The sequence below is a fragment of the Bacteriovorax sp. HI3 genome, from assembly GCF_059738875.1.
Genome location: NZ_AP026946.1, coordinates 2,660,855 through 2,683,347, shown reverse-complemented (window position 1 = coordinate 2,683,347; position 22,493 = coordinate 2,660,855). Strand labels below are relative to the sequence as shown.

At 40.8% G+C, this 22,493-nt stretch carries 24 protein-coding genes; 10 read left to right on the top strand and 14 right to left on the bottom strand.

All coding sequences use genetic code 11. From position 1 onward, the window contains the following. The first annotated feature begins 62 nt into the window (after nucleotides 1-62). A complete protein-coding gene (locus AC6JA8_RS13265; RefSeq protein WP_497974224.1) occupies nucleotides 63-1,064 on the top strand; it encodes an enolase C-terminal domain-like protein in 1,002 nt (333 codons plus the stop codon). 55 nt (nucleotides 1,065-1,119) lie between these two features. Here AC6JA8_RS13265 and AC6JA8_RS13260 read toward each other — a convergent pair whose 3' ends face one another. Continuing rightward, nucleotides 1,120-2,358, bottom strand: a complete 1,239-nt coding sequence (locus AC6JA8_RS13260; protein ID WP_497974223.1) for a hypothetical protein — start codon at nucleotides 2,356-2,358, stop codon at nucleotides 1,120-1,122. 109 nt (nucleotides 2,359-2,467) lie between these two features. On the opposite strand from AC6JA8_RS13260, the gene AC6JA8_RS13255 reads away from it, so the two are divergent. The 3 genes from AC6JA8_RS13255 (at nucleotide 2,468) to AC6JA8_RS13245 (ending at nucleotide 5,236) form a co-directional block, all read left to right on the top strand. Next, nucleotides 2,468-3,157 carry a hypothetical protein gene (locus AC6JA8_RS13255; RefSeq protein ID WP_497974222.1) on the top strand — a complete coding sequence of 230 codons (690 nt, stop codon included), beginning with the start codon at nucleotides 2,468-2,470 and terminating at the stop codon, nucleotides 3,155-3,157. A 14-nt stretch (nucleotides 3,158-3,171) separates the two neighbouring features. Next, nucleotides 3,172-4,308 carry a glycosyltransferase family 4 protein gene (locus tag AC6JA8_RS13250; protein ID WP_497974221.1) on the top strand — a complete coding sequence of 379 codons (1,137 nt, stop codon included), beginning with the start codon at nucleotides 3,172-3,174 and terminating at the stop codon, nucleotides 4,306-4,308. 97 nt (nucleotides 4,309-4,405) lie between these two features. Beyond that, nucleotides 4,406-5,236 carry a flagellin gene (locus AC6JA8_RS13245; RefSeq protein ID WP_497974220.1) on the top strand — a complete coding sequence of 277 codons (831 nt, stop codon included), beginning with the start codon at nucleotides 4,406-4,408 and terminating at the stop codon, nucleotides 5,234-5,236. Here the strand turns inward: AC6JA8_RS13245 and AC6JA8_RS13240 are convergent. The 8 genes from AC6JA8_RS13240 to AC6JA8_RS13205 form a co-directional block, all read right to left on the bottom strand. Further along, nucleotides 5,214-6,563 (bottom strand): sensor histidine kinase, encoded by a 1,350-nt coding sequence (locus AC6JA8_RS13240; RefSeq protein ID WP_497974219.1) that lies wholly within the window; start codon nucleotides 6,561-6,563, stop codon nucleotides 5,214-5,216. The two genes, AC6JA8_RS13245 and AC6JA8_RS13240, sit on opposite strands and share 23 nt — an antisense overlap. A gap of 2 nt (nucleotides 6,564-6,565) precedes the next feature. Continuing rightward, nucleotides 6,566-7,282: a response regulator transcription factor gene (locus AC6JA8_RS13235; protein ID WP_497974218.1), complete on the bottom strand. Its 717-nt coding sequence runs from the start codon at nucleotides 7,280-7,282 to the stop codon at nucleotides 6,566-6,568. 2 nt (nucleotides 7,283-7,284) lie between these two features. After that, nucleotides 7,285-7,920, bottom strand: coding sequence for a phosphate signaling complex protein PhoU (phoU, locus tag AC6JA8_RS13230; RefSeq protein WP_497974217.1), 636 nt, complete (start codon nucleotides 7,918-7,920; stop codon nucleotides 7,285-7,287). A gap of 17 nt (nucleotides 7,921-7,937) precedes the next feature. Then, entirely contained in the window at nucleotides 7,938-8,714 is a 777-nt protein-coding gene (pstB, locus tag AC6JA8_RS13225) for a phosphate ABC transporter ATP-binding protein PstB (protein ID WP_497974216.1), read from the bottom strand. 2 nt (nucleotides 8,715-8,716) lie between these two features. Beyond that, nucleotides 8,717-9,565 (bottom strand): phosphate ABC transporter permease PstA, encoded by an 849-nt coding sequence (pstA, locus tag AC6JA8_RS13220; protein ID WP_102244276.1) that lies wholly within the window; start codon nucleotides 9,563-9,565, stop codon nucleotides 8,717-8,719. Nucleotides 9,566-9,568: 3 nt separating this feature from the next. After that, nucleotides 9,569-10,483, bottom strand: coding sequence for a phosphate ABC transporter permease subunit PstC (gene pstC / locus AC6JA8_RS13215; protein WP_497974215.1), 915 nt, complete (start codon nucleotides 10,481-10,483; stop codon nucleotides 9,569-9,571). Nucleotides 10,484-10,583: 100 nt separating this feature from the next. Further along, the gene (locus tag AC6JA8_RS13210) at nucleotides 10,584-10,802 is read right to left on the bottom strand and encodes a hypothetical protein (protein WP_102244274.1); all 219 of its coding nucleotides are present in this window, start codon (nucleotides 10,800-10,802) and stop codon (nucleotides 10,584-10,586) included. 114 nt (nucleotides 10,803-10,916) lie between these two features. Further along, nucleotides 10,917-11,924 carry an HD-GYP domain-containing protein gene (locus AC6JA8_RS13205; protein ID WP_497974214.1) on the bottom strand — a complete coding sequence of 336 codons (1,008 nt, stop codon included), beginning with the start codon at nucleotides 11,922-11,924 and terminating at the stop codon, nucleotides 10,917-10,919. Nucleotides 11,925-12,184: 260 nt separating this feature from the next. Between AC6JA8_RS13205 and AC6JA8_RS13200 the strand changes: the two genes are divergently transcribed. Further along, on the top strand, nucleotides 12,185-13,147 hold the full coding sequence (locus tag AC6JA8_RS13200; RefSeq protein ID WP_497974213.1) for a hypothetical protein: 963 nt from the start codon (nucleotides 12,185-12,187) through the stop codon (nucleotides 13,145-13,147). 21 nt (nucleotides 13,148-13,168) lie between these two features. Here the strand turns inward: AC6JA8_RS13200 and AC6JA8_RS13195 are convergent, their stop codons facing one another. Further along, a complete protein-coding gene (locus AC6JA8_RS13195; protein WP_497974212.1) occupies nucleotides 13,169-13,669 on the bottom strand; it encodes a hypothetical protein in 501 nt (166 codons plus the stop codon). A 331-nt stretch (nucleotides 13,670-14,000) separates the two neighbouring features. Here AC6JA8_RS13195 and AC6JA8_RS13190 point away from each other — a divergent pair, with 331 nt between their 5' ends. Further along, nucleotides 14,001-14,165 carry a hypothetical protein gene (locus AC6JA8_RS13190; protein ID WP_497974211.1) on the top strand — a complete coding sequence of 55 codons (165 nt, stop codon included), beginning with the start codon at nucleotides 14,001-14,003 and terminating at the stop codon, nucleotides 14,163-14,165. 61 nt (nucleotides 14,166-14,226) lie between these two features. On the opposite strand, the gene sfsA is transcribed toward AC6JA8_RS13190, so the two are convergent. Then, complete coding sequence (sfsA, locus tag AC6JA8_RS13185) at nucleotides 14,227-14,919, bottom strand: DNA/RNA nuclease SfsA (RefSeq protein WP_497974210.1); 693 nt, start codon at nucleotides 14,917-14,919, stop codon at nucleotides 14,227-14,229. A gap of 109 nt (nucleotides 14,920-15,028) precedes the next feature. On the opposite strand from sfsA, the gene AC6JA8_RS13180 reads away from it, so the two are divergent. Further along, the gene (locus tag AC6JA8_RS13180) at nucleotides 15,029-16,372 is read left to right on the top strand and encodes a hypothetical protein (protein ID WP_497974209.1); all 1,344 of its coding nucleotides are present in this window, start codon (nucleotides 15,029-15,031) and stop codon (nucleotides 16,370-16,372) included. An 11-nt stretch (nucleotides 16,373-16,383) separates the two neighbouring features. Here the strand turns inward: AC6JA8_RS13180 and AC6JA8_RS13175 are convergent, their stop codons facing one another. Then, nucleotides 16,384-17,754, bottom strand: coding sequence for an HD domain-containing phosphohydrolase (locus AC6JA8_RS13175; RefSeq protein ID WP_102244268.1), 1,371 nt, complete (start codon nucleotides 17,752-17,754; stop codon nucleotides 16,384-16,386). 148 nt (nucleotides 17,755-17,902) lie between these two features. Here AC6JA8_RS13175 and pyrE point away from each other — a divergent pair, with 148 nt between their 5' ends. The 3 genes from pyrE to AC6JA8_RS13160 all read left to right on the top strand — a co-directional run bounded on the left by pyrE (nucleotide 17,903) and on the right by AC6JA8_RS13160 (nucleotide 20,936). Beyond that, nucleotides 17,903-18,532 (top strand): orotate phosphoribosyltransferase, encoded by a 630-nt coding sequence (gene pyrE, locus AC6JA8_RS13170; protein ID WP_497974208.1) that lies wholly within the window; start codon nucleotides 17,903-17,905, stop codon nucleotides 18,530-18,532. A gap of 78 nt (nucleotides 18,533-18,610) precedes the next feature. After that, on the top strand, nucleotides 18,611-19,882 hold the full coding sequence (locus AC6JA8_RS13165) for a citrate synthase (RefSeq protein ID WP_497974207.1): 1,272 nt from the start codon (nucleotides 18,611-18,613) through the stop codon (nucleotides 19,880-19,882). Next, nucleotides 19,854-20,936 carry a small ribosomal subunit Rsm22 family protein gene (locus tag AC6JA8_RS13160; RefSeq protein ID WP_497974206.1) on the top strand — a complete coding sequence of 361 codons (1,083 nt, stop codon included), beginning with the start codon at nucleotides 19,854-19,856 and terminating at the stop codon, nucleotides 20,934-20,936. The genes AC6JA8_RS13165 and AC6JA8_RS13160 overlap by 29 nt, the downstream gene beginning before the upstream one ends. Here the strand turns inward: AC6JA8_RS13160 and AC6JA8_RS13155 are convergent. Together AC6JA8_RS13155 and AC6JA8_RS13150 are read right to left on the bottom strand one after the other, a co-directional pair. Continuing rightward, nucleotides 20,933-21,910, bottom strand: a complete 978-nt coding sequence (locus AC6JA8_RS13155) for a transglutaminase domain-containing protein (protein WP_497974205.1) — start codon at nucleotides 21,908-21,910, stop codon at nucleotides 20,933-20,935. The two genes, AC6JA8_RS13160 and AC6JA8_RS13155, sit on opposite strands and share 4 nt — an antisense overlap. A 115-nt stretch (nucleotides 21,911-22,025) precedes the next feature. Continuing rightward, nucleotides 22,026-22,487, bottom strand: coding sequence for a hypothetical protein (locus AC6JA8_RS13150; RefSeq protein ID WP_497974204.1), 462 nt, complete (start codon nucleotides 22,485-22,487; stop codon nucleotides 22,026-22,028). Nucleotides 22,488-22,493 lie beyond the last annotated feature (6 nt).

Below are 22,493 nucleotides of genomic sequence, written 5' to 3'. Positions count from 1 at the left end.
AAACTATAGTATCATTAAAAAGATTCGTGCATTTAATAAAAATAGTTACCAAAGAGTAGGCAATGTTTAGCTGGTCGATAAAAGAAATTGAACTCCCTTTAAAATTTACCTGGAATATTTCACGAAATAGCTCAGATATTAAGAGAAACTTTATTGTGAAAGTTAAGAACGGCTCTATCGAAGCTTTCGGTGAAGTGGCCTTTAACGTCAGGTACGGTGAATCCAGAGAGCAGATTCTGGAGAAGTTTGAAGAGTTTAAAAACAATGCGCCTCAAGACTTCACAGGTATTGAAAGCCTGGTGGCCTATTTAGAAACAACGGATCTTCCACAGTCACTTAAGTTCGGGATTGAATCGAGCTTCGTTCATTATGTAGCGATTTTGTCAGGTAAGACAGTTCCCCAACTTATGGGCTGCAATACAGTGAGTTCAGTGAAGACGTCTTTTTCTATTCCTATTATGGAGATCGGAAAGATTGAAAGTTTTATCAAAGACAATAACCTTCAGCGTTTTTCTGTTTTAAAAGTAAAAGTTAACCGAGAAATCGCCCATGACTTTTGTGCAGAAGTTCTGCGTTTAACAAACGTTCCTCTGCGCATTGATGCCAACGAGTCTTTTGAATCAGCACAGGAAACATTAAAATTCCTGGAGCAATTTCCGGACATCAAACGCATCGAGTTCTTAGAGCAGCCGCTTCCAAGTAAAGAGCACGATGAAGCTCTTGAACTAAAAAAACATTCAAGTGTCTTTTTGATGGCCGATGAGTCGGTGACGAAAGAAGAAGTAAACAGTTATCACGTTGAGCGCTTCCACGGTGTCAATATCAAGATGATGAAGTCGGGCGGATACTTAAAGGCCGTGAAGCAATTAAGACAAGCAAAGATGCTGGGTCTTAAAACCATGCTTGGGTGTATGGTGGAAACGAGCCTTGGGATTTCCAGTGCACTTAACATTTCAGGTGGAGTGGATTTCTTTGACCTGGATGGATGTTTACTAATTAAAGACGATCCGTACAAACTGGTCAGCGAAGAGAAGGGTAAGATTTTTTACTCTTACATTCAGTAGTCTGTCGAAAAAATGCGAAGCATTTTTATTTGTTAATTTTAAGAGTTCGACAGACTTAGAAATAAAGTTTTAAGTCTAAATCAATGCGGTCGTAGCTGGCCGTATTCTTAGCATTAAGAAGTCTTTGAGCTGATACACCAATATCAAAAGGCAATTCAAACTGCTTGCGCTTGTAAGCTTCAATGGTTGAGAAGCCAACACCAACTCTTACCCAGCGGCTTTCGTTACCAGTATCTTCTTCCAGCGCTCTTCTTACTTTTGGGTCAGCAACGTTAGCATAAGTAGTCCCTTCAGTTTGCCCAAGAATGAGTGAACTGTTGAGGTTCATCCAGTAAGTCGGGTTATAAGTCAGGGTTAAAGTTGTATCAATCTTATTTCCCAATTTTTGATTAACGGTTTGTTTTTGAGAAGAAAGAGGCATATCGACATCATCAATCCATCTCACTTCTTTTTCAGAAGCAAACTGGTATGTGTAGCGACCTTTAATATCAAACTGGATAGTGTTATCAAGAAAAGAAATTCCAGCCGCAGCTTCAACAAAAGCATCGTACTGCCCGTCTCCTGTTGAAACGTCTTGCAGTGAATCCGGATCATCAGCTTCACCTGTTGGTAAAACTGCACCAGCGGAAATCGACATCCCACGGTCAGAGTAATCAGTCAGTCGATAGATGAATCCAACTTCCGCATCTCCAAGAGCGTCCTTTTCCCATTTTCCGATTGGTTTATATTTGTAGTAGTTTACAACCAGAGACTGCAGCAGTTCTGAGTTGGTGCTTGGCAATTGAAGAGTTAAGTCTTTTACGAATTTTCCAATCGCTGAATCAGGATTAGCATTTCTAATGGTTGCTTGAACGGCAGCGATATTGCTTTCTTTGCTTTGACGGAATTTAATATCAGTAGTGATATGATACATCGGCACTGAAGCATAGACAGTGAGTCTATCTGTGATACCGAAACCATATCCAAAACCTTGTGCATTTACATTGGCCTCAACGTCTGCAGAGAATTCACCTAATGAGAAATTAGAATAAGCTTCAGGGGAAATGGCCTTTAATTGTTCGAAATATGATTTGATGACAGAGCTCACATCTTCCAGACGGCTAGAAGTAAATTCTTCTTTAAGGTCCAGAGTTTCTTGCTGGCCTTTAGCATCGTACTGAGACTCAATCTTTGAAACCATAACCTGCTTAAAAACGACAGTGTTGACGTTTTTTGGAAGGGTGTCGTACGAAGCTGACCAGGCGTTTTGCCCTGTCATTCCTACGGCAAGAATGGTTAGAAGTATTGATTTCATAATTAAACGAATTTTAGCCATAAAAAGGACGGGGAGGGGAAGATTCTGAGGGGAATGAAAAAACTACAAACCACCCCACAAAATTTGTACACATGGTATAAATCTCTAAATGAAAAAATCAGCGTTTTTAACCCTTATTCTGGCCTCTCTCGTCCTTTTCACATCTTGTGGGAAGGAAAAGCTTACGCCTATGGTGAGCGCTGTAACGGTTAATGAACTCCGTAACGACCAACCTATTAATTTCTCATATCGTATTGATTCCACACAGATAGATGAGTACGCTCGTGGGGCCGGTAAATTCCCGGTTTTTGGCAAGCTCTTCCAGGCGATAGCTTTTGTTCTCGCCAATACAACCATCTCTTCTAAGGGCGGTCACGAGCTGGAGTTAGACCCTATTGATGTGGACCTAGACTCCCTAGGCGACATTGATTTTGATTATATTGATTGGATCAGACTGGACTCTCTTCTGGCCCATATTGATAATGCAAAAAAGAAGGACTCTTTAGAGTTTATTGAAAAAGTAGAAATCTATGCGCTGTTAAATAAACCTATCGCAGGTCTTCCTGTTGATGATAATGGCATGACTCGATTAGTGTACTTTGATAAAAAAACTCACCCGCTTGAGTGCAATGGTCGATGCCTGAATCTTAGAATCGAGAAAGTTAATTGGAAGGAAATCATCAAAAATAACCCGAAAATAAAACTTCAGCCAAAGATTATCATTAATTCAGTTCCTAAAAGCACGATGGCCCTAGCTGGATCGGTGAGTTTTAGTATAAAATTCAACCTGGGCTTTTAACATTTAGGACATTCATGCGTCTTGGTTTTGACGGAAAAAGAGCAACTCAGAATTTCAGAGGGCTGGGCAATTACTCCAGAGGTCTTCTCGAAGGTCTTCTTCAATATTCAAATGAAGAAGTCTTTTTATATTCTCCTCCAGTCAAAGACCAAAGAGCGATCAAATGGCTTAAAGAAAATGAAAACGCTCGCCTGCATTTAAGAGAACCACAAGGGACAATCGAACAAAAGATTCCTTCACTGTGGAGATCCTTTTCCATCATTAAAGATTTAAGAAAAGATCAACTGGATCTTTACCATGGGCTCTCTCACGAAATTCCAGTGGGAGTGGGGGCACTTCCTTTTAAATCAGTCGTTACGATTCACGATTTAATTTTTCTTCGCTATCCGGAATTCTTTCCCTTTATCGATCGTGTGACATATAAAAAGAAATTTTCTTACGCCAGCAAAAACGCTGATATGGTTTTAGCTATTTGTGAGCAAACAAAACGAGACCTGATTGAGTTTTTGGGTGTTGATGAAAGAAAGATCTTAGTTCATTACCAAAGCTGTGATCCGGTTTTTTATGAAGAGCGTCCTTTTGAAAAGAAGCGCGAGCTCATGAGAAAATACCATTTCGAGCGCCCGTTTATTTTATGTGTAGGGGCCTTTGAAGAAAGAAAAAATCAACTCAACCTGATTGAAGCTTTTGCCAAAACCTGCCATTTGTATGAACAGGATTTAGTATTGATTGGAAACGGGAAAAAATACCTTGAAGCTTGTAAGCAGAAAGTAGAGGAGCTTAAGCTCTCTCATCGCGTGCGCTTTTTATCAAACATCCCTTTTGATGAGCTTCCACTTTTTTATCAGTCTGCTGATCTCTTTTGTTTTCCTTCTCACTTTGAAGGTTTTGGTCTTCCGATTGTTGAAGCACTTTTTTCTAAAACTCCAGTCATCACCAGCTTTGGTTCATGTTTTCCGGAGAGTGCAGGACCAGATTCTGTCTATATTGATCCACTATCCGTCTCCGATTTAGCAGAGAAAATCACTCTTGTTTTAAACGATGTGGCCCTTCAGGAAAGAATGATTACTAAGGGATATGAATTCGTTCAGCAGTTTCATCGCCAGAAGGTGAATGAGAAACTTCTTGAGTGTTACGCTCGTCTTTTTTAATTCTACCGGCAATTAATGCTCTAGGAATTTATTTCCGATAGGATACGCAAGGTTTCACGGTTGAAGCCTGTTAGTGTTCCTCAAGGATGAATTTGTAATGCGAGTATCAACGAATATTAATTCGATGACTGCTCAGAGATATGTGCGTGCACACTCTGAAGAGCAGGCCCTGGAAGATAGTAAATTATCTTCTGGAGATCGTATTGTCAGATCAGCTGTCGATCCTTCAGGTCTGGCCATCTCTGAGACCATGAAATCAAAAATCCGCAGTAACTACCAGGCGGAAAGAAACTCAAACGATTCAATCTCTCTAATGCAAGTAGCGGAAGGGTCTCTTTCGACTATGCAACAAATGGGTTCACGCCTTCGTGAACTAGCGATGCAAGCGGCCAACGATACAGTTGGTGAGGCAGAAAGAAGAGTTGTCGATGCTGAATTCCAACAATTAAAAAATGAAGTAAAGCGTATCACAGTTTCAACAAGTTTTAACGGAAACCACATCATTAAGGGTGGAGCAAGCAGCACTTACGATCTTCAGGTTGGAGTTGATGGGATAGCAGAGCTGGATAGAATCCAGTACGACATGAGTAAGGTTATGGACTCGCAAAACAACTTTGGTATCGCCAATGTTGATTTAAGAACAAAAGAAGGTGCCCAAAGATCACTGAGTGCGATCGACAATATGATGTCACAAATCGGTGCCAGCCGTGCTCAATTAGGAAGTATGGGAAATAGAATCAACTCTGTTGTCCAGAACCTGCTTGTTTCAAGAGAAAATATTTCAGCAAGTAATTCAAAGATCCGCGACACAGACATCGCTAAAGAAGCTGCTATTAGGCTTCAGGCCCAGATTGCTCAAAGTGCCAGCCTTTCAATGTTAAAAATTTCTAACGATGCTCCAGGGGCTATTTTGAAGCTGGTAAGTTAATCGTAAAGGTTGTGCCACTGCCAGGTTTTGAAGTGACTTTGATTTTCCCGTCGTGTTTTTGAATGATGTGCTTAACAATTGAAAGCCCAAGTCCTGTTCCTTCGATCTCACTTGATCTGGAAGCATCCACTCTAAAAAATCGTTCAAAAATTCTGTGATGCTGATCTTCTGGAATTCCCACGCCATTGTCACTGATTTCAATCATTGTCGAGTTCTCTTGAGAAGAAGAACTGATTTTAACTTCTCCCTCATTTTTGCTGTACTTGATAGCGTTATCAATCAGGTTGATCATTACCTGTTCAAAGAGGTTGTAATCCACCATGACTGTGGGAACTTTAAAATCAAAAGAGAAATGAATCTTCTTATTTGGGTAGTTATGAGCAATTTCATCGGCCAGTGTTTCGGCCAGCATTTCCAAAGAGACTTCTTCGCGTTCCAGGTCTTTTTTCTTTTCGACAGAAGTCAGTCTCAAAAGATCGTTAAAGAGGTTAATGAGTCTTCTGGAGTTATTGTCGATTTTTTCAAAGGTCGGTTTAAATTCAGTGCTAAACTCCGGCCTTTTTTCCAGGTTTAATTTTAGGGCCTGCATCTGCCCGTTAAGAATCGTCAGCGGCGTGCGCACTTCGTGAGAGAAGTTAGCGACGAAATCTTCGCGCATCTGATCGGCCATCTTTCTTTCCGTCACATCGTGCATGATGATCAGGTAGTTTTGAATATTTTTTAACGGAAATACTTTGATCTCAAAAAAATTCTTAAAAGAGTCCTGAATCGGGTTAAAAGAAAACTCGTTGATCTTCTGAACTTCAGAGCTTTCAACAGATTTTTTAATGAAATCCTGGAAATAAAGGTTTCTGGTGACTTCCAGCAGGCTTGATTTCGTCGCCTGTTCAGGAAGAGAGAAAAGGCTGTTAAAAGCGTGGTTAGAGTAGAGGATCATCTCTTCTTTATTAAAAATACAAACCGGGTCGTGGAGAGAGTCCAGAAGGATTTTGTATTTTAAATTTTCGATCTCATACTCTGATTGAATAATCTGGTGATGGACATCTCTTTTAGAAAGAGAGTCTTCGATCACCGCCCAACTTAAATCATCGGGTGGGACAGTGGACTCAAGTTTTTTCAACAGCCCTTTTGTTGGAAGAGCAAAGAACTTGATAAAAAGCAGATTGAAAAAAATGAATACAAACCAGACCAGAAGGTAGACGCTCCAAAAGGATGCGCCTACATGGAGGCCAAAAGATTTTTTGAAAAAATTGTAAACAAACGTCCCTAAGAGAAAGAGAAACAACGCTTGAAAGAATAGAATTCTTTGGTAGCGAATTTCAATCATACTTACTCTTGGGCCACGACTCTATAACCGATCCCTCTGATGGTCTCGATAATCGCAGAATACTCACCCAGCTTTTTTCTTAGACCAAAAATATGAGTGTCGATTGTCCTGTCTGTAACATGAACCGGCCCGTCCTGGATGTATTCTACCAGTTGGTTTCTGGTAAGAACTTTTCCTGGAGACAGGAGGAAGCAGCAAAGGATCTTGTACTCAGAAAGAGTTAGCTCCAGCGGCTGGCCTTCGATCCATACTTTACACTGATCCATATCCAGCATCAGGTCTTTATGGCGAAGGATATTCTTATTTTCTTGAGGAGTGCTTTTGATTTCCTGACGGCGAAGCAGAGACCTTACTCTTGCCATTAAAATCGCCAGATCAAAAGGTTTTGTCATGTAATCGTCAGCGCCAGCATCCAGACCTTCAACGATTTGCTCCGGTGTACTTAGAGCAGTAAGCATGAGGATCGGTGTTCCTTTTGTCGGATTAAAAAGTCTGATGAATTTACAGATTTCCATTCCGTTTACTGAAGGAAGCATACGATCCAGGATAAAAAGATGGATGCTTCCAGCTTCTTTTCCGTCGTTGCCTTGAATGTAGTCCAGTGCTTTTTTTCCGTCGCCGAAAGCAAAAACATTGTGACCTAAACTTTTTAGATGACCTTGAATCATCTCACTAATTTCTAATTCGTCTTCAACAACGACAACATTAGCGTTTTCCATAACTATTCCTTTTTGCCAGTCTTATATTCAGGGTTGTGGCGGATATCTGATCCCGACTCTAAGAAGATAACGTCTTCTGCAATGTTCTTAGCGTGGTCACCGATGCGCTCAAGGTTTTTAGAGATTTTGATGATGCTGTAGCCTTCATCAAAGCTAATTTCATTGTTTTTAATTTGGTTGATGTAGTGTCTGACGATGTCTCTGTTCATGGCATTGATTTCCTGATCGTGGTGAATCACGTCAGTTGCCAGGAATGTATTGCTTCTGACAAAAGAGTCTAAAGCATTTTTTACCATCAAGTTTACTTCCAGGGCCATGTTTTTTAATTGAAGGATTTCTCTTCCAATCGTAATTTGGTGGCGCTTAATTTTCACCGACTGATCACCCATGCGCTCGAGATCAGCGTTGATCTTCATAACCGCAATCGCTGTTCTTAAATCTTTTGCTGTCGGGCTCTTTAGGGCGATATATTTAAAACAAGCATCGTCGATGAGCATGTGAAACTCATTGATCTTTTTTTCCAGTTCAAAAATGTCTTCCATGGTCTTGTCCAGGTTGAGTGAACCTGAAAGAGATGCTTCTACAAGACTCGCCATTTTTAAAACGTGATCGCGTAAATCTCTTGCACAAATATCCATATAATCCTTCCTTTGATTTAACCGAAGCGTCCTGAGATGTAATCTTCAGTTTGCTTCACTTTAGGGTTAGTAAAAATGTCCGAAGACAATCCGTGTTCGATCATATTCCCGTAGACGAAAAATGATGTGAAATCGGAAATACGAGCTGCTTGCTGCATATTATGGGTAACGATAATAACCGTGTACTCTTTTTTAATGTCGTTCATTAACTCTTCAATTTTTGCTGTCGCAATCGGGTCCAGCGCCGATGTTGGTTCATCCATCAAAAGCACTGGAGGATTTACGGCAAGGGCGCGTGCGATACAAAGGCGCTGCTGTTGACCACCTGAAAGCGATGTTCCCATCGAATTCAACTTATCTTTGACCTCATCCCAAAGGGCGGCCTTTCTTAAACAGCTCTCAGCTGTATCAAGTAGAGTAGAGCGTTTTGAAATCCCTTGAAGTCTTAATCCAATAACAACGTTGTCTAAAATAGACATTGAAGGAAACGGGTTTGGCTTTTGGAAAACCATTCCAATTCTTCTTCTTACGTCAACAACGTCGACTTTTTTATCGTAAATATTTTTTCCTTCCAAAAGAACTTCTCCGGCCGTTTTAGTGCCTTCGATTTCTTCATGAATGCGGTTTAAGCAACGAAGGTAAGTCGATTTACCACAGCCTGAAGGACCGATGATGGCATTGATGGTCTTTTCGCGGTACTCGACTGTAATTCCTTTGACCGCGTGAAAGTCACCGAACCAGGCCTGCAGATCGCGGGCCTCAAGAATAACTTTGGCATCTTTGTAATCGCTCATTACTAAATTCCCTTCTTATCTTTGATCTTTCCCAGAATATATCTGGCAATAAGATTCATCGTTAAAATTAAAACCATCAATACGAAAGCTCCACCCCAGGCCTGGCGTTGCCAGTCTTTAAATGGAGAAATGGCGTAGGTGTAAATCTGAACCGGAAGTGAAGCCATCGGTTCATTGATGTGGTAGCTCAGGTACATATTTCCAAAAGCGGTAAATAGGAGAGGTGCTGTTTCACCGGCAGCTCTGGAAATCGCCAGGATAATCCCGGTCAATAGATTTGAGATTGATCCTTTTAGAACAATAAAGAGAATGACTTTCCATCTTGGAAGACCAAGGGCAAGGCCAGCTTCTCTGATGTGGTTAGGAACCAGTTTCAAAATCTCTTCTGATGTTTTGATGATGATCGGGAGCATGATAATGGCCAGAGCAATACCTCCGGCAAGGGCCGAAAAGCTCTTAAGCGGGACAACGACGATAAGATAAGCAAAGATCCCGATAACGATTGAGGGGATACCACTCATTAAATCAACAGTGAGTTTTAGGGTTTTAGAAAGTTTACTTTTACTGAACTCTGATAAATACACTCCACAAGTCACCCCTATAGGAATGGCGATGGCCGCACCTAAAAGCACCAGGTAGATTGTCCCTAAAATAGCATGTTTCATCCCGCCACCAGTTTCACCAACTGGCTTTGGAAGTTCAGTGAAGAAATTCAGGTTTAACGAACTCGCCCCTTGAACCAGAACGAATTGGATGATCATAAAAAGCGGAGCAAGCACGGCCAGGGCACTGGCCAGGGTAAGCGCTAAGAAAAGATAATTTTTAAATTTTCTATAAACTCTGTAGTTCATTGATTACCCCTTTGAAAAACTTTTCACGATAGTTCTGGCGAAAAGATTTGAAAGGAAGGTTATTAAAAAGAGTAGAAGCGCTAAGTAACAAAGTGAAGAAACATGCAGAGGCGTGTTGGCGTCTGCGTATTCGTTGGCCATAACTGAGGCCATCGTCGCCGCTGGAGAAAAAAGTGATGAAGAGATAACCGGAGAGTTCCCGATCAACATCGTCACCGCCATCGTTTCACCTAAGGCACGTCCCAGACCTAAAACAACAGCAGAAGAGATACCTGAAAGAGATGGCGAGATGATCGCCAGTTTAATCATTTCGTACTTGGTTGACCCAAGAGCGTATGAAGCTTCTTTCTGGTGAGCAGGAATAAGTTCAAAGATCGAGCGGCAGATTGAAGAAATCGTCGGCACGATCATGATCGATAAAATAAGGGCCGCTGTTAAAATCCCGATACCAAAACTTGGTCCCTGGAAAAGCGGAAGAAAGCCCAGGTGAGTTTTTAAAAATGGAGCGATTGTCGATTTCACAAAAGGAGCGAGATAGAAAATCCCCCAAAGACCAAAGACGATACTCGGAATGGCCGCGACCATTTCAACTAAAAGAGAAATGATACGCGAAAATGTTTTTGGCAGGTATTCAGTAATAAAAAGGGCGATAAGAATACTAACTGGCGTGGCGATTAAAAGTGCGACCAGTGAAGTGACGACAGTACCAAAAATAAACGGAAGAGCACCATACTGGTCTTCAACCGGGTTCCAGTCTTTACGTAAAAGAAAACTTAACCCATTTCCAACAATCGAGGGCCATGCGGCCTTGATTAAGATGTAGATGATTCCCAATAGCAGTGCGATCACGACTAATGAGATGGTTCTCAAGATATAAAAGAGCAGGGCATCCTGGGTCTTAGATTTCAATTTAAACATAGACTTATAATCGACAATTTTACTCAAAATATAAAGCTTTAAATGTCAGGATTGTGTTAAGAAAGCGGGGAATTGTGCTCCCCGCATGATAATTTTGTTCTTAGTGAGCAGTCTGAGAGACATAGAGACGAAAACTTTTGTCTTTTGAGCGGCGAATTGTGCATTTTCCGCCTTCTTTCGACTCTAACAGAAATTCGTAAAAATCAGGGACAGTGTCGGCGATTTCAAGCACTGACTTTCCTTCGTGCTCTCCAAAATCAACGTAAACTAGTTCTTCGGCAATTATGCCAGTCAATGGACTAATATCAGTCGTCGCCATTATTTCCCTCCGTAGAATTTCTTGGCCATTTAAAAATCTGTATTAGTAGTGTTTCATATCAAAAAACACTTTGAAAAGAATTTTATGCAGGATGAAATTACTCTGATATTCCAATTAGAGTGATTTAAAGAAATTCTTGAAATAGAAGACGATGAGTTTGAACTCTTGCGGGTATTGTTCACCAATTAAAAGGCGGATAAGGTCTAAACTTTTATACAAAGATTCTGCTTTTCTAAAAGGTCTATCTGTTGTCATAGCGGCCACAGTATCCATAACTGAAATCATCATGGTTTCAAACCCAAAAATATTATTTGGATCATCCTTTGCTGACAAATTCATCTGGTTTGTCAGGGTGCTGTAGATATGGTGATTCTCAATAATTTTTAAGTGGTTTGGTGGTAGGGGCACTCGGCCTTTTAAAATGTTCACCGAAAGCTGTGGGTGAGAGGCGAGGAGTTTTTTATCATCATCTGATAAATGTTCATCGTTGTATTTTTCAACTGGGATCGCTGACATCCCGATGTCTTTAAAGTAGCTGGTAAGAAAAAAAAGCTCGATGTCTTTGTCGATATACATGCGCGAGTTCTTCATTACCCCCAACAAGAATAAAGTTGAGAGAAATGGTTGCGCAAAAATGTAATGGTGCCCTTGTTTAATGAATTCTTTATAAAGGGCTTCGTGAATCTGTGGTTTGTTAAAAAGAAAAGTTGCTAAGTTTTTTGCAGACTGAACCTGCAGGTTTAAGACGTTATCATCTGTCGGATCTTCGTAAAGATAACCAAGATTAAGAGTTAGTAAGTTTGTTTGTAGCCTGGCCTTCTCTAAAGGATCACCGATTGAAAGAGAGCGGGTGACGTTAGTAAGGTTTTCTTGTTGGGCCACTCGCAGGAGATTGCGGTCTTCTTCCATAACGAAAAGATTGGCCAGCTTCTTTTGTAATAGGTCTTTGAGTAGTGATGTATTGATTTCAGCTTTTTTATGGAGAACAACCTTTAAAAGGCCATCGACTTGTGCATAAATGTCACAAGGAGCTTCAGCAATAAAGAAGATCTCTCGGAAAGAAATCGGCGTCAGCTTAAAATTTAGGGCATTCTGCTCTAGTATATCAAATGGGTTCTTCATCTTTTTTCATTATAGCAGAACTCGAGTCCACTCTTTAAGCACCAACAGCATAGGCAAAAACGGTCAGATCCCTGAGACTTACTAAACGAAAATAATAAGTGCCTCAAAAAATTCTCAAATTTTCTAGACTTAAAAAATTCTTAAGTTCATAAAAAAAGGAACAATTTCAATAGGATTTAAATTTCTTTTTTTTCCTCCCCAATGAGCTTCTCTCTCGTTCTACAATGCCGATAGGAAATATTCATTGCGGAGAAAGTTATATGACAATCAGAGGCGTCGTTAATCCACAGAGTCTGAAAGACTATCTTGGATCAAGAGATCTAACAGAGCACTTGAAGCTGACAAAAGAGTTGTCATTTCACTGGGCAAACTGGGATCAGACTTGTTTAGCGCAAAGACGTCACTACAAAAATTTCAATAACAACTTTCACCTGATGAGAATGAATCAGGCCCTAAACGAACTCAAGTCAAAGCCAGTGTGGCTTTGTAACAAGATAAAAGTGATCAGAACAGACCTGTTTTCTCTATATGAATCATACCTCGACAGTCGTTTGAGATTGACGTGGTTTGAAAGGAAAGAAGAAATTCTTTTTTCATACGACAGCGAACAGGGGCCGTACTACACCCTGACATCAATGAAGTGGCTGGATAAAGATATCTACGCCCAGTTTGTCATGAGAAAAATTCTTCTTGAGCACTATACGCTTAGATCATTCCGCCTGAACGCGACGATTCCTGTCCTCTTCAAAATGGACAACGATGTTCAGACCTATAAGGATAAAGTTGAGATTCATCAGTTGTCGGAAATGGGTTTTATCTTCAAGATCAGTGATAAGAATTTTTTAAACAAAATAAAAAATTCTCATACGCTCGAGCTGACTATCCCGGTCGCTCCGTATAAAAAGATTGATGCCCTGGCAATGGAAGAAGTCTTTAAACGTATTGATCAGCACGAGATTTCAGTCGAGCGGGATTCAATGCTCTTTAAACTCGAGTCGCGTATATTGAATTTCTACGGGAATTTAAACAACGCTAAGAGAAGTACAAACGAAGAGTTTTACATCTTTGCCCGCTATGAAGACCTGCTGCCAGACGGCCATGAGACGGAGTTGCGCAATATCTTTGCTCCGCTTGTGGAAAGGACAAAAAATCACTTTACCCAAGATCTGCAAGAATACGAAAAAATTAAACAGAACAAGCAATTTGTGAAAAAGGCCGCCTAAGAGCGGCCTTTTCTTTTTGTATTAACGCATTTGAATTTCTTTTACGCCCACAGCTCCCAATAAGAATTTCTTATTAACCACAATGTGAAGCTTTGAGATCATTTGTTTTCCTTTAAAAAGTTTCCACCCTGACTCAGACTTTGCCAGCTGTAGATCATACTCTTTTCTCTGACCGTTTACGCCGTTAAAGAGCGTATCAATCGTTACGATCCCACCTTGTTCCATATCAAAGTTGTTACTCTTAAGAGCGATGACTTCATGGTCACCACGCTTTTCTAAAACCATTCCCGAAGAAAGAAGACCATCTGTTGAAAGGATTTCACGCTCGATTTTTTTGCCATTTAAAAAATCATCTTTGTAGAAAGCTTTGATGGTATCTGTTTCGTCATCTGTTTGCGCGACGAAGGTATACACTTCTTTGTTTTCATCATTGGTAATAGTGGCGATGGTTTCTTCTTTTGCTAGGACTCTTCCTGAAAAGACTAAAGTGACGAACATAAAAAGGCACATTGTTGTGTTCATAATGTTTCCCCCCGAAAACAAAATAAATGAGCGACGAGAGGAGATTGCACGGCCTATGCCAAGTGTTTTGGTGTGGTATTGACACCAAAAACGGCCTTGTCGTATTCCTTACTTTAGGCCAGCCTCCAGTAACGGAGTCATTTTGTCTTTTAATGCGGACCCTCAATGCCCCCAAAACTGGTCAAATTCACCGAACTTTAAAGTGTCTTAAGGTACTGAATCTAATGGAATAAAGCATTAAAAAGAGAGGAAAAGACTAAAGTAATAAAAGGGATATCCGATAAGAATAGTACAATAAAGAAAATGTGCATTTGTATGAGGAGGTAGTCTCATGGGTGATAAGCACGACAATAAGAACAAGCACAGTAAGAAACTGACGACGAAAGAAAAGAAAGCTCAAAACCATTTGAAGCTTATGCAAGGATCGAAAGATCGTCAGGGGTCTACGACAGTAGAAGCTAACAATAATTTTAACAAAGACAAAAAAGCAGCTTAATTTTTTGACCTGCTTTTTTTATAACAAAGGCCCGCGTGTTAAGGACGCGGGCCTTTGTTTTTTAGACGATAGATAATTTTTTGTGCACGATGATCTCTTCAGGCGAAAGCTTGCACTGATAGACCAGTACTTCTACACCTTCACTCATGACTTCTTTAAGCTTCTTGCAGTAAGCAGGATCGATGTCCTGTTCAACTTTAAATGAGTGGCAATCTTCTCTTTGAACCACAAAGAGCATGACAGTGCGGATCCCTTGTTTTTTAAGCTCTAAAAGCTCCCCAAGGTGTTTTAAACCTCTCTCTGTGACAGCGTCTGGGAAAAGGGCGTGTCCTTGATCATCAATTAAGGTAACGTTTTTGACTTCTACGTAACATTGCTCGTCTGGCGAATTAGAAAGCAGGATATCGATGCGGCTCTGGCCGATCTTTGCTTCCGGTTTTAAATCTTTATAACCTTGAAGTTCTTTGATCACTCCGTTTTGGATGGCCTCAATGGCCAGTCCGTTAGTCAGTGATGTATTGATGCCGATCCAGGTTTTGCCGTTGTTGATCATCTCGAAACTGTATTTCAGTTTGCGAGTAGGAGAGTCGTGATAACTCATCATGGCCTGCCATCCTTCACCCAGACACATTTTCATTGTCCCAGTGTTAGCGGTGTGGGCCACAACAATTTCTTCACCCATTTTAATATCGGCAAAAAATCTCTTGTAACGTTTTTGAAAAATTCCAGAGTGTAGTGGTGTTTTAAATTTCATAATAGGTTACTAATTTAGTGCTCTTTTGTGTCCTTTTTCAAGAAAAATAAAAAAGCGCTTATCTAAAATGGTGATAAACTTGAAGTCATTATTGTTATAAGGGCAAGCAATGAGTCAGATTCTCGTCATTTCGGACAACGAAATTCTCAATCAGCTTTATGTGACCAACCTGGAAGTTTACCTGGGCGCAAAAGTGACTCTGGTGGATGCAACTAAAAAAGGTGTAGAGCTTTTTAAAAAGAGTGTACCGGATTTAGTTATTACTCTGAATATGATCAACGGTCATGACTCTGCTTCTGAAATTCATAACTATATCGTTCTCAATAAATATAAGTCGCGCTTAATTGTCATCGGTAATCTCGGCAAGGAAATGGACAACGTCATCGTTGTTCCTAACTCGTACAACTTGCAGAATTTGATTCGCTCTTGCGCTAAAGAGTTAGGTGTGACGGCCAAAGATATGGCCGAAAAAGAAATGCCCCAGTATTACCCGATTGAACAGGAGTTTCTTTCTAAGTTAAGAGAAGTGCCGTGCGCTGTTTATATTCAGATGAAAAACGGCCATTACACGATGGTTGCTAAAAAAGGCGACACGATCGGTGAAACGATTAAACAGTTCGTAAAAGAGGGGATCACCACTCTTTACGTTAACAGTCTTGATCGTTTGTTAATCATCAACATGATCTCTTTATCTATTGTCGAGTTCTTAAAAAACACAGAAGGCCTGGACACAACCGAAAAGAGTGAAGCGGTTAAAACCGGATTCAATTTTGCTTCTCAAAGTTTTAGCACTTCTCCTGAAGTCACAGCTGAAATCGTCAATATCGCTAATGCCTGTACTAAAGTAATGGAAGAGATCGTTAACGAAACTCCAAGCTTAAAAAAACTATTATCCATTTTAAATTCACAGCGCGATGGTTATGTTTATACCCATTCCATCCTGGCAGCATACGTGAGTAACCACATTATCAGACGCGTATCATGGGGAGGGGAGAGCCATATTGAAAAAATCAATTTCGTGCTCTTTTTCCACGACATCATGCTGGCGCCGATTTACTTAAAGCATCCGACCCTAAAGTATGAAGAAGACCTGCTCTTTAGCGATGCTCTCAATGACAAAGAAAAAGAAGTTGTACTCAACCACGCTCGTCTCGCAGCGGAAGTGATCGTGACTTATAAGCGCGCTCCCATTGGCGCCGATCTTTTAATCAAACAGCACCATGGGATTACAAACGGTATTGGTTTTGCCATCGATTTCAAAGACGATATTTCTCCTCTTTCAAAAATCGTTCTTATCTCTGAAGCCTTTGTGGAAGAGTTCATGAAACTTCGTGATCAGAATCCTGATTATGTTTTGGATGTTAAGAAGATCATCGAAGTCCTGACTGAAAAATTCAAAAAGACGACCTATAAAAAGATCATCGAAACTCTGGAAAATTTCCCGGGGAACTAATTAAATCTTTCTTAAATTTTTCTTAAAGACTTCTCCAGGGCCTTTAGCGGGTCCTTGAAGTTACCAGTGTTATAAACACGTTTCATATTGTTTAAGATGTCTCTGTGCTGAGTTGGCGACTTAGGTGTTAAGGCCATGCGCGAGACGAAGTTGCTGGCAAGAATAAAGATACACGAGATGGTCGTGAGTCCTGAAGAGTTTAGCCCTTTTGGGAAACCGTCCCCTGTCGGGTGTTCGTGTTGCTCTAATAAAATGAAATCCACATCAGAGAAGCCGTTAAAATAAGTTGAAAGGTGAGCGGCCTTCTGCGGATGGTTTTTAAAGTCTTCCTGTTCTTCTTCGCTGAACATTTTTAAGTTCGGGTCATTGAGTGATCTGATCTTGATGAGGTCATCATTTCCTAAGGTCACATCTTGAAGAAGAGAGGCGAGGATAAGCTTCCCGCGGGTCATATCGGCCGTCCATCCCATGTTTAAAAGGATTCTCTCGCAGACGTAAGCCGTTGCCACACTTTGCTCGGCAAAAGTGATGTTTCCTGTTTCACTGATGCTGTCCAGGAGGTCAGAGAGATTCTCATAAGAGCGCACCAGGTTTGAAACCGAGTCGATAAAAAAATGAGCGAGTTTATTGACTTCATCAGAGACGCTGGCCGCTTTGATAAACTGATGCATGAAAAAGGCCGTCTTCAAGTGCAGAGTCAGGTATTTTTTTCTGTCTGAAAGTTTAGCATCGTAAATCTTAAGCAGGTTTTTAATAGAAGTGTCGAGGAACTTTAAGTGTTCATCTTTTCTTAGATAGAGATACTTAATATTTTTTCGCGAATAGTTTTGAATGATCTGGTGAGAGTAGAATTTATCCTTCGTGATCACTTTACCAAACTTCGTCGACGTAAGTTCGATATAAACATCGTAAGGCACTTGTTCAAAAAGATAAAAGTTGCGAAGTCGCATCGGGTGCAGGTCATCGCGGGAGAACTCTAAAATAGACTCTTCGAATTCTTCTTTTTTAACCCAATCAATGGCCAGGTTCACGGCCTTCTTAAATTCTTCCAATACAAGAGGCAATTCGACTAAAGCATTGGTCTGCTGATTGTGAACCATATCGTTTGTCAGCTGGGCCTTAACTGAATTGGGAGTGCCGATAAAAACAAAAGGGCGCACACCAAGAGTGTCGTTGATCTGTGCATAGAGATCAGCAATCACCAGGTTCTTGTTGTCGATATTGACGACAATAAAAGAGAACGGCCCATCGGCCGTGAGCATATCCATCAGTGACTCAGGAGTTTTTAAACCCACCAGTTGCACCTTAGGATAGTTGTTTCCCATCAGACGGATAATGTTCTTGTCATCTTCGGGAGTATTTCCAATAAATAATGCTTTCAATCGCGACAACTCGTATGTGATAGTAGATAATTCGTAAGCTTACTCATTTTAACGTAAAATCCGGTAATATGCTGAATTTTGCTCTTTTTATGGAATAATCAGCACTTGCCACAGGCCCCTTGAACGGGGAGGAGCCGAGGAATCACCAATGAAAATGGACATCGCCAAAAACCTTATTAATTTAGGTGCTGTGAAGTTCTCTCCCAATGACCCCTTTAAGTATGCTTCAGGACTGAGAGGACCTATCTACTGCGATAACCGCATTATTCTTTCCCACGTGGAGTTTAGAGACCAGGTTATCCAGGCCTTCATGGATGTGATTAAACAAAATAACTTAAGCTTCGATCACCTGGGTGGGATTGCTACTGCAGGGATTCCTCACGCTGCTTTTATCGCTGACCGCATGAAGAGATCAATGGTCTATGTAAGGCCAAAAGCAAAAGAGCACGGAAGAAAGAATCAAGTTGAAGGTGCTTTCAATGCCGGTGAAAAAGTTCTTCTCTTTGAAGATTTAGTCAATCAGGGAGCAAGCCTTGAAGAGGCGATGGGTGGACTCGAAGGAGCAGAGCTTAAGTGTGACGCTTGTCTCTGCGTCGTAGATTACGAAATGCAAGGGGCCAAGGATAGATTAAGTAACCTATCCATTCAACTATTCTCACTGACAGATTTTACCTCGTTAACTCTTGCAGCTTTCGAGTTAAACTTAATTGATCAAAAGGGAATGGACCTACTCAAAGAATGGCACGCTGATCCTAAGGCGTGGTCTATGAGATTATAGAGAAAAATTTCTAGCGGGACTTTTTTCTTTGCGGTATTTTAAACCAAGTTTTTTACGCCAAATCATTGGAGGAATCATATGTCTTTAAAGGCAAAAATCGAAATCGACGGAAAAGTTCTAGAGTACCCGGTTATTGAGGGCTCAGAAAAAGAAAAAGCAATCGACATTGCAAAATTACGTGCAGACACTGGATGCATTACTATTGATCACGGATTCCTAAACACTGGTTCTTGTGCTTCAGCAATCACTTTCCTAGACGGAGAGTTAGGGATTCTTCGTTACAGAGGATACCCAATTGAGCAGCTTGCAGAAAAATCAACTTTCATCGAAGTTGCTTACCTTCTAAACTGGGGTAACCTTCCAACTCAAGCAGAGCTTTCATCTTTCGAGAAGAAAGTTGCTTCTTACTCAAAACTTCCTGAATACATCACTCGCATGATTGAGCTTTTCCCAAAAACTGCTCACCCAATGGCGATCGCTTCTTCGGTAACAGTAGCTCTATCAGCTCACTACCCAGAACTAAACAACCCGAACCCAACAAAAGAGCAAAAAGATGAAATCTTCGCGCTTCTTCTTGGACAATTCAAAATCATCACAGCTGCGATTCAAAGAGTGACAACTGGTCAACCTCTTGTAGCTTCTAACCCAGCTCTTTCTTACACAGAAGACTTTATGTCGATGATGGGTATGAAAGCTTCTAAAGACGTAGCAAAAGCTCTAGACGTTCTTCTCATCCTTCACGCTGATCACGAACAAAACTGTTCAACATCAACTGTAAGAGTTGTTGGTTCGTCTAACGCTTCAGTATTTGCTTCAATCTCTGCTGGTATCGACGCTCTTTGGGGACCACTACACGGTGGAGCTAACCAGGAAGTTCTAGAAATGCTTGAAGAGATTTCAAACGCTGGTGGCGATTACAAAAAAGCTCTTGAGAGAGCAAAAGATAAAAACGATACATTCAAACTTATGGGCTTCGGGCACAGAGTTTATAAAAACTTCGACCCACGCGCGAAGATCATCAAAAAAGCATGTGACACTGTTCTTGCTCAACTTGGTGTAAAAGATCCATACCTTGATATCGCTAAAGGTCTGGAGCAAACAGCTCTTGCTGATGACTATTTCAAGTCACGTAACCTTTACCCGAACGTAGATTTCTACTCTGGAATCATCTACCGCGCTCTTGGTATCCCAACAAACATGTTCACAGTAATGTTTGCTCTAGGAAGAATGCCAGGGTGGCTAGCTCAGTGGAAAGAAATGAGAGAGACAAAAGAAACTAAGATTTCTCGTCCTCGTCAGGTTTACACTGGGGCAACAACTCGTGAGTACACTGATCTTGGAAAGAGATAATTTAAACTCTGACAATATTGAAAAAGGGGCCTTCGGGCCCTTTTTTTTGTCTATTGAAGACATCCGTCCGCATCTTTTAAATCCAAATTTAAAAGAGTCAGACATGGTTCATTTCATTAAAGAGATGTCCATGAAGTTTACTAAAAAAAGGGAGCAGATAGGGGATTATGTATTAGATGACGATCATGTCTCTAGTTATGCGGCCCTTTATCTGACAACTAATATTCCCAAGCTGCATTTTCTTTTATCAAAACTCTCACCTGATGTTTTAAGCGACATTATCTCGAGACCATTTGTTGATATCGGTTGTGGCCCAGGAACTTTTTCATTGGGGCTAAGTCTTCTTTTTGAAAAAACACCACCAGAAGTTATTTGCGTCGACTCTTCGAGAGTGATGCTGAATCAGGCCGAAAAAATGCTGAAAGGTTTTTTCTCCGGAGTGAATCTTAAAACTCTCCAGCGCTTTAATGAAAAGAAAACGGAGAGTGTTTTATTCTACGGTCACTCAATTAATGAAATCGGCATCCAGAAAGTCCAGGATCAGATTATGATGGTGGACCCGGAGTACGTGATCTTCATTGAACCGGGAACAAGTGAGCTCTTTAGTGAGCTTAAAAAACTTCGTGAGGCCCTTTTGGATTCTTACGATGTTTTTTATCCATGCCCAAGCAGTGCTGCTTGCCCAAATGACTGGTGCCATCAGGTTTTAAGAACCTCTCATGACTTGAGTGTTGAGAGACTTTCACAATTGGTGAGTCTTGACCGCAAAATTCTCCCGATGACCGCTCACGTATATAAAAGAAAGGCCGGGCTTGCACCAAGCAATGAAGCGACTATTATTCGTTTTATCAACGAGACTAAGTTCAGCTTCGAGTACGAAGTCTGCTTTTTTGAAGAAGGTCAAAATAAGAATGTCATCGTTGAAATCCAGAAGAAACAACTGGATAAAAAAGGCGAAAAGCATTTTAAGAATTTAAACGTCGGTGAAAAAATCACCTTCTCGGTAGAGAAGGTGATTGGTGAGAAATACAGAGTTAAGCTTCTATCATTTTAGTAATTCGTCATTTCCGTTTCTTTTAAGTGATCCTGGGCGAATTTTGCTTCATCCATAAAAAAGTATTTATTGCTCTTTAAGTTTGAATCCCAAGTTGTATCAACCATTTTCCATTCACCATTAATTTCAACTTCATTCCATGCATGGTCACCTAATCCACCACTGACCACACCTTTTCCGTGGATAACTTTAACTCTTACGCCGTAAGCGCGCACCATCGCTGCAAAGAGGCTAGCGTAACCAGAGCACACGCTGATTTTTCTCTTTAAGATAGAGACGGCATCGTACTCTTTTTGAGCGTAAGTTCCATCATTATAGGCCGGGAAATCGTATTCAATGTTTGTCGCTACGTAATCGTGGATAGCTTTGACTGCTTCAGTTTCAGTTGTCGCATTTTTTGTAATCATTTTTGTAAGAGCGACAATTTCCGGGTCTTCCGACTGAACCATCGTTGATGGAAGCAGGAAACTCATATCTCTTTCATCTGTGTTTTCAATTTGAGTTGCGCTCAGGTAAGAGTAGCTTGTGTAGCGTTCAACTTTATTGTTTTGGAAAACCTGAATCGCATAAGTACCAGCACCATCTCGAAGAGCAAGACGGAACTTATAAGAACCGTTGCTTGCCGGAATCGTCACTTTCTCGTTGTAGGATCCTTTAGTGATATTGAACATGATCCACTTAATATCAGCACCCATTGTGCCTTGAAGTTCAATAATACTTGTATTTGTTGTTCGGGAGCGGGCCTCTTCTTTGGCTTTTTCAGCACGTCTGGCCTCTTCTTCCGCCTTCTTTCTATTAGCTTCTTCTAAGGCCTTTTTAGCAGCGTCTTTGGCATTTTTAAAAATGTCCTTAGCTGTATCTGTAGCATTCCCTAAATTGACTCCAAAGACTTGGGCATGCAAATCTGTGTTCAGTGCAAAGAATGACGTTAATAAAAGGGCAAGGACGAATGTTTTCGAAGTTGGTTTTTTCATAATGAGAGCATTGTCTCATTAAAGGGCAAGGCAGTGGTTGAGCCTGGGTTTTTTTACAAGGGTGTCAAAACTTTAGATACTAAATAGGGGGCATTTGCCCCCCATATTCAAGAACTTATTGGCAGTTTGGATTTGAGAAACGCCCGATGACGTATTCTAGTCTCTTGTCAGCTGTGCCGATCTGGCCAGAGCGGATCTCATATTGAGCAGCTCTAAGCTGGTTGATCACTTCTGTTTTTGGAAGACAAGTTTGTCTGTTTGGTGAGCCGCTGTTTTTTAGGCAGTTCATTCTCTCAGAATCAAAAACCATGTTTCTGCATGTGTCGATTTCAAAAAACTCGTACATTTTGTCACCGATGTAACCAAGGCATTCGATCTTTTTAGAATCGAAGTTAAAACCCGAACACATTTGAAGAGCATCGTCGTTGAAATAAGAAAATGGTCTGATTGTGTTTGTACATTTCGTACGGTCTGAATCAAAAGACATTGGTTTACAAACCTGGTTGTAAGCAGTGTTTCTGTCGCCAGCAAAAGCAAGGCTTGAAAGAAGAAGCAGGGATAGTGTGAAGTATTTCATGTGTTT

Excerpts from the sequence above, each read along its gene's own strand:
- AC6JA8_RS13265 (WP_497974224.1), top strand. The coding sequence starts at position 63 with ATGTTTAGCTGGTCGATAAAAGAAATTGAACTCCCTTTAAAATTTACC.
- AC6JA8_RS13260 (WP_497974223.1), bottom strand. The coding sequence starts at position 2,358 with ATGAAATCAATACTTCTAACCATTCTTGCCGTAGGAATGACAGGGCAA.
- AC6JA8_RS13255 (WP_497974222.1), top strand. The coding sequence starts at position 2,468 with ATGAAAAAATCAGCGTTTTTAACCCTTATTCTGGCCTCTCTCGTCCTT.
- AC6JA8_RS13250 (WP_497974221.1), top strand. The coding sequence starts at position 3,172 with ATGCGTCTTGGTTTTGACGGAAAAAGAGCAACTCAGAATTTCAGAGGG.
- AC6JA8_RS13245 (WP_497974220.1), top strand. The coding sequence starts at position 4,406 with ATGCGAGTATCAACGAATATTAATTCGATGACTGCTCAGAGATATGTG.
- AC6JA8_RS13240 (WP_497974219.1), bottom strand. The coding sequence starts at position 6,563 with ATGATTGAAATTCGCTACCAAAGAATTCTATTCTTTCAAGCGTTGTTT.
- AC6JA8_RS13235 (WP_497974218.1), bottom strand. The coding sequence starts at position 7,282 with ATGGAAAACGCTAATGTTGTCGTTGTTGAAGACGAATTAGAAATTAGT.
- phoU (WP_497974217.1), bottom strand. The coding sequence starts at position 7,920 with ATGGATATTTGTGCAAGAGATTTACGCGATCACGTTTTAAAAATGGCG.
- pstB (WP_497974216.1), bottom strand. The coding sequence starts at position 8,714 with ATGAGCGATTACAAAGATGCCAAAGTTATTCTTGAGGCCCGCGATCTG.
- pstA (WP_102244276.1), bottom strand. The coding sequence starts at position 9,565 with ATGAACTACAGAGTTTATAGAAAATTTAAAAATTATCTTTTCTTAGCG.
- pstC (WP_497974215.1), bottom strand. The coding sequence starts at position 10,483 with ATGTTTAAATTGAAATCTAAGACCCAGGATGCCCTGCTCTTTTATATC.
- AC6JA8_RS13210 (WP_102244274.1), bottom strand. The coding sequence starts at position 10,802 with ATGGCGACGACTGATATTAGTCCATTGACTGGCATAATTGCCGAAGAA.
- AC6JA8_RS13205 (WP_497974214.1), bottom strand. The coding sequence starts at position 11,924 with ATGAAGAACCCATTTGATATACTAGAGCAGAATGCCCTAAATTTTAAG.
- AC6JA8_RS13200 (WP_497974213.1), top strand. The coding sequence starts at position 12,185 with ATGACAATCAGAGGCGTCGTTAATCCACAGAGTCTGAAAGACTATCTT.
- AC6JA8_RS13195 (WP_497974212.1), bottom strand. The coding sequence starts at position 13,669 with ATGAACACAACAATGTGCCTTTTTATGTTCGTCACTTTAGTCTTTTCA.
- AC6JA8_RS13190 (WP_497974211.1), top strand. The coding sequence starts at position 14,001 with ATGGGTGATAAGCACGACAATAAGAACAAGCACAGTAAGAAACTGACG.
- sfsA (WP_497974210.1), bottom strand. The coding sequence starts at position 14,919 with ATGAAATTTAAAACACCACTACACTCTGGAATTTTTCAAAAACGTTAC.
- AC6JA8_RS13180 (WP_497974209.1), top strand. The coding sequence starts at position 15,029 with ATGAGTCAGATTCTCGTCATTTCGGACAACGAAATTCTCAATCAGCTT.
- pyrE (WP_497974208.1), top strand. The coding sequence starts at position 17,903 with ATGAAAATGGACATCGCCAAAAACCTTATTAATTTAGGTGCTGTGAAG.
- AC6JA8_RS13165 (WP_497974207.1), top strand. The coding sequence starts at position 18,611 with ATGTCTTTAAAGGCAAAAATCGAAATCGACGGAAAAGTTCTAGAGTAC.
- AC6JA8_RS13155 (WP_497974205.1), bottom strand. The coding sequence starts at position 21,910 with ATGAAAAAACCAACTTCGAAAACATTCGTCCTTGCCCTTTTATTAACG.
- AC6JA8_RS13150 (WP_497974204.1), bottom strand. The coding sequence starts at position 22,487 with ATGAAATACTTCACACTATCCCTGCTTCTTCTTTCAAGCCTTGCTTTT.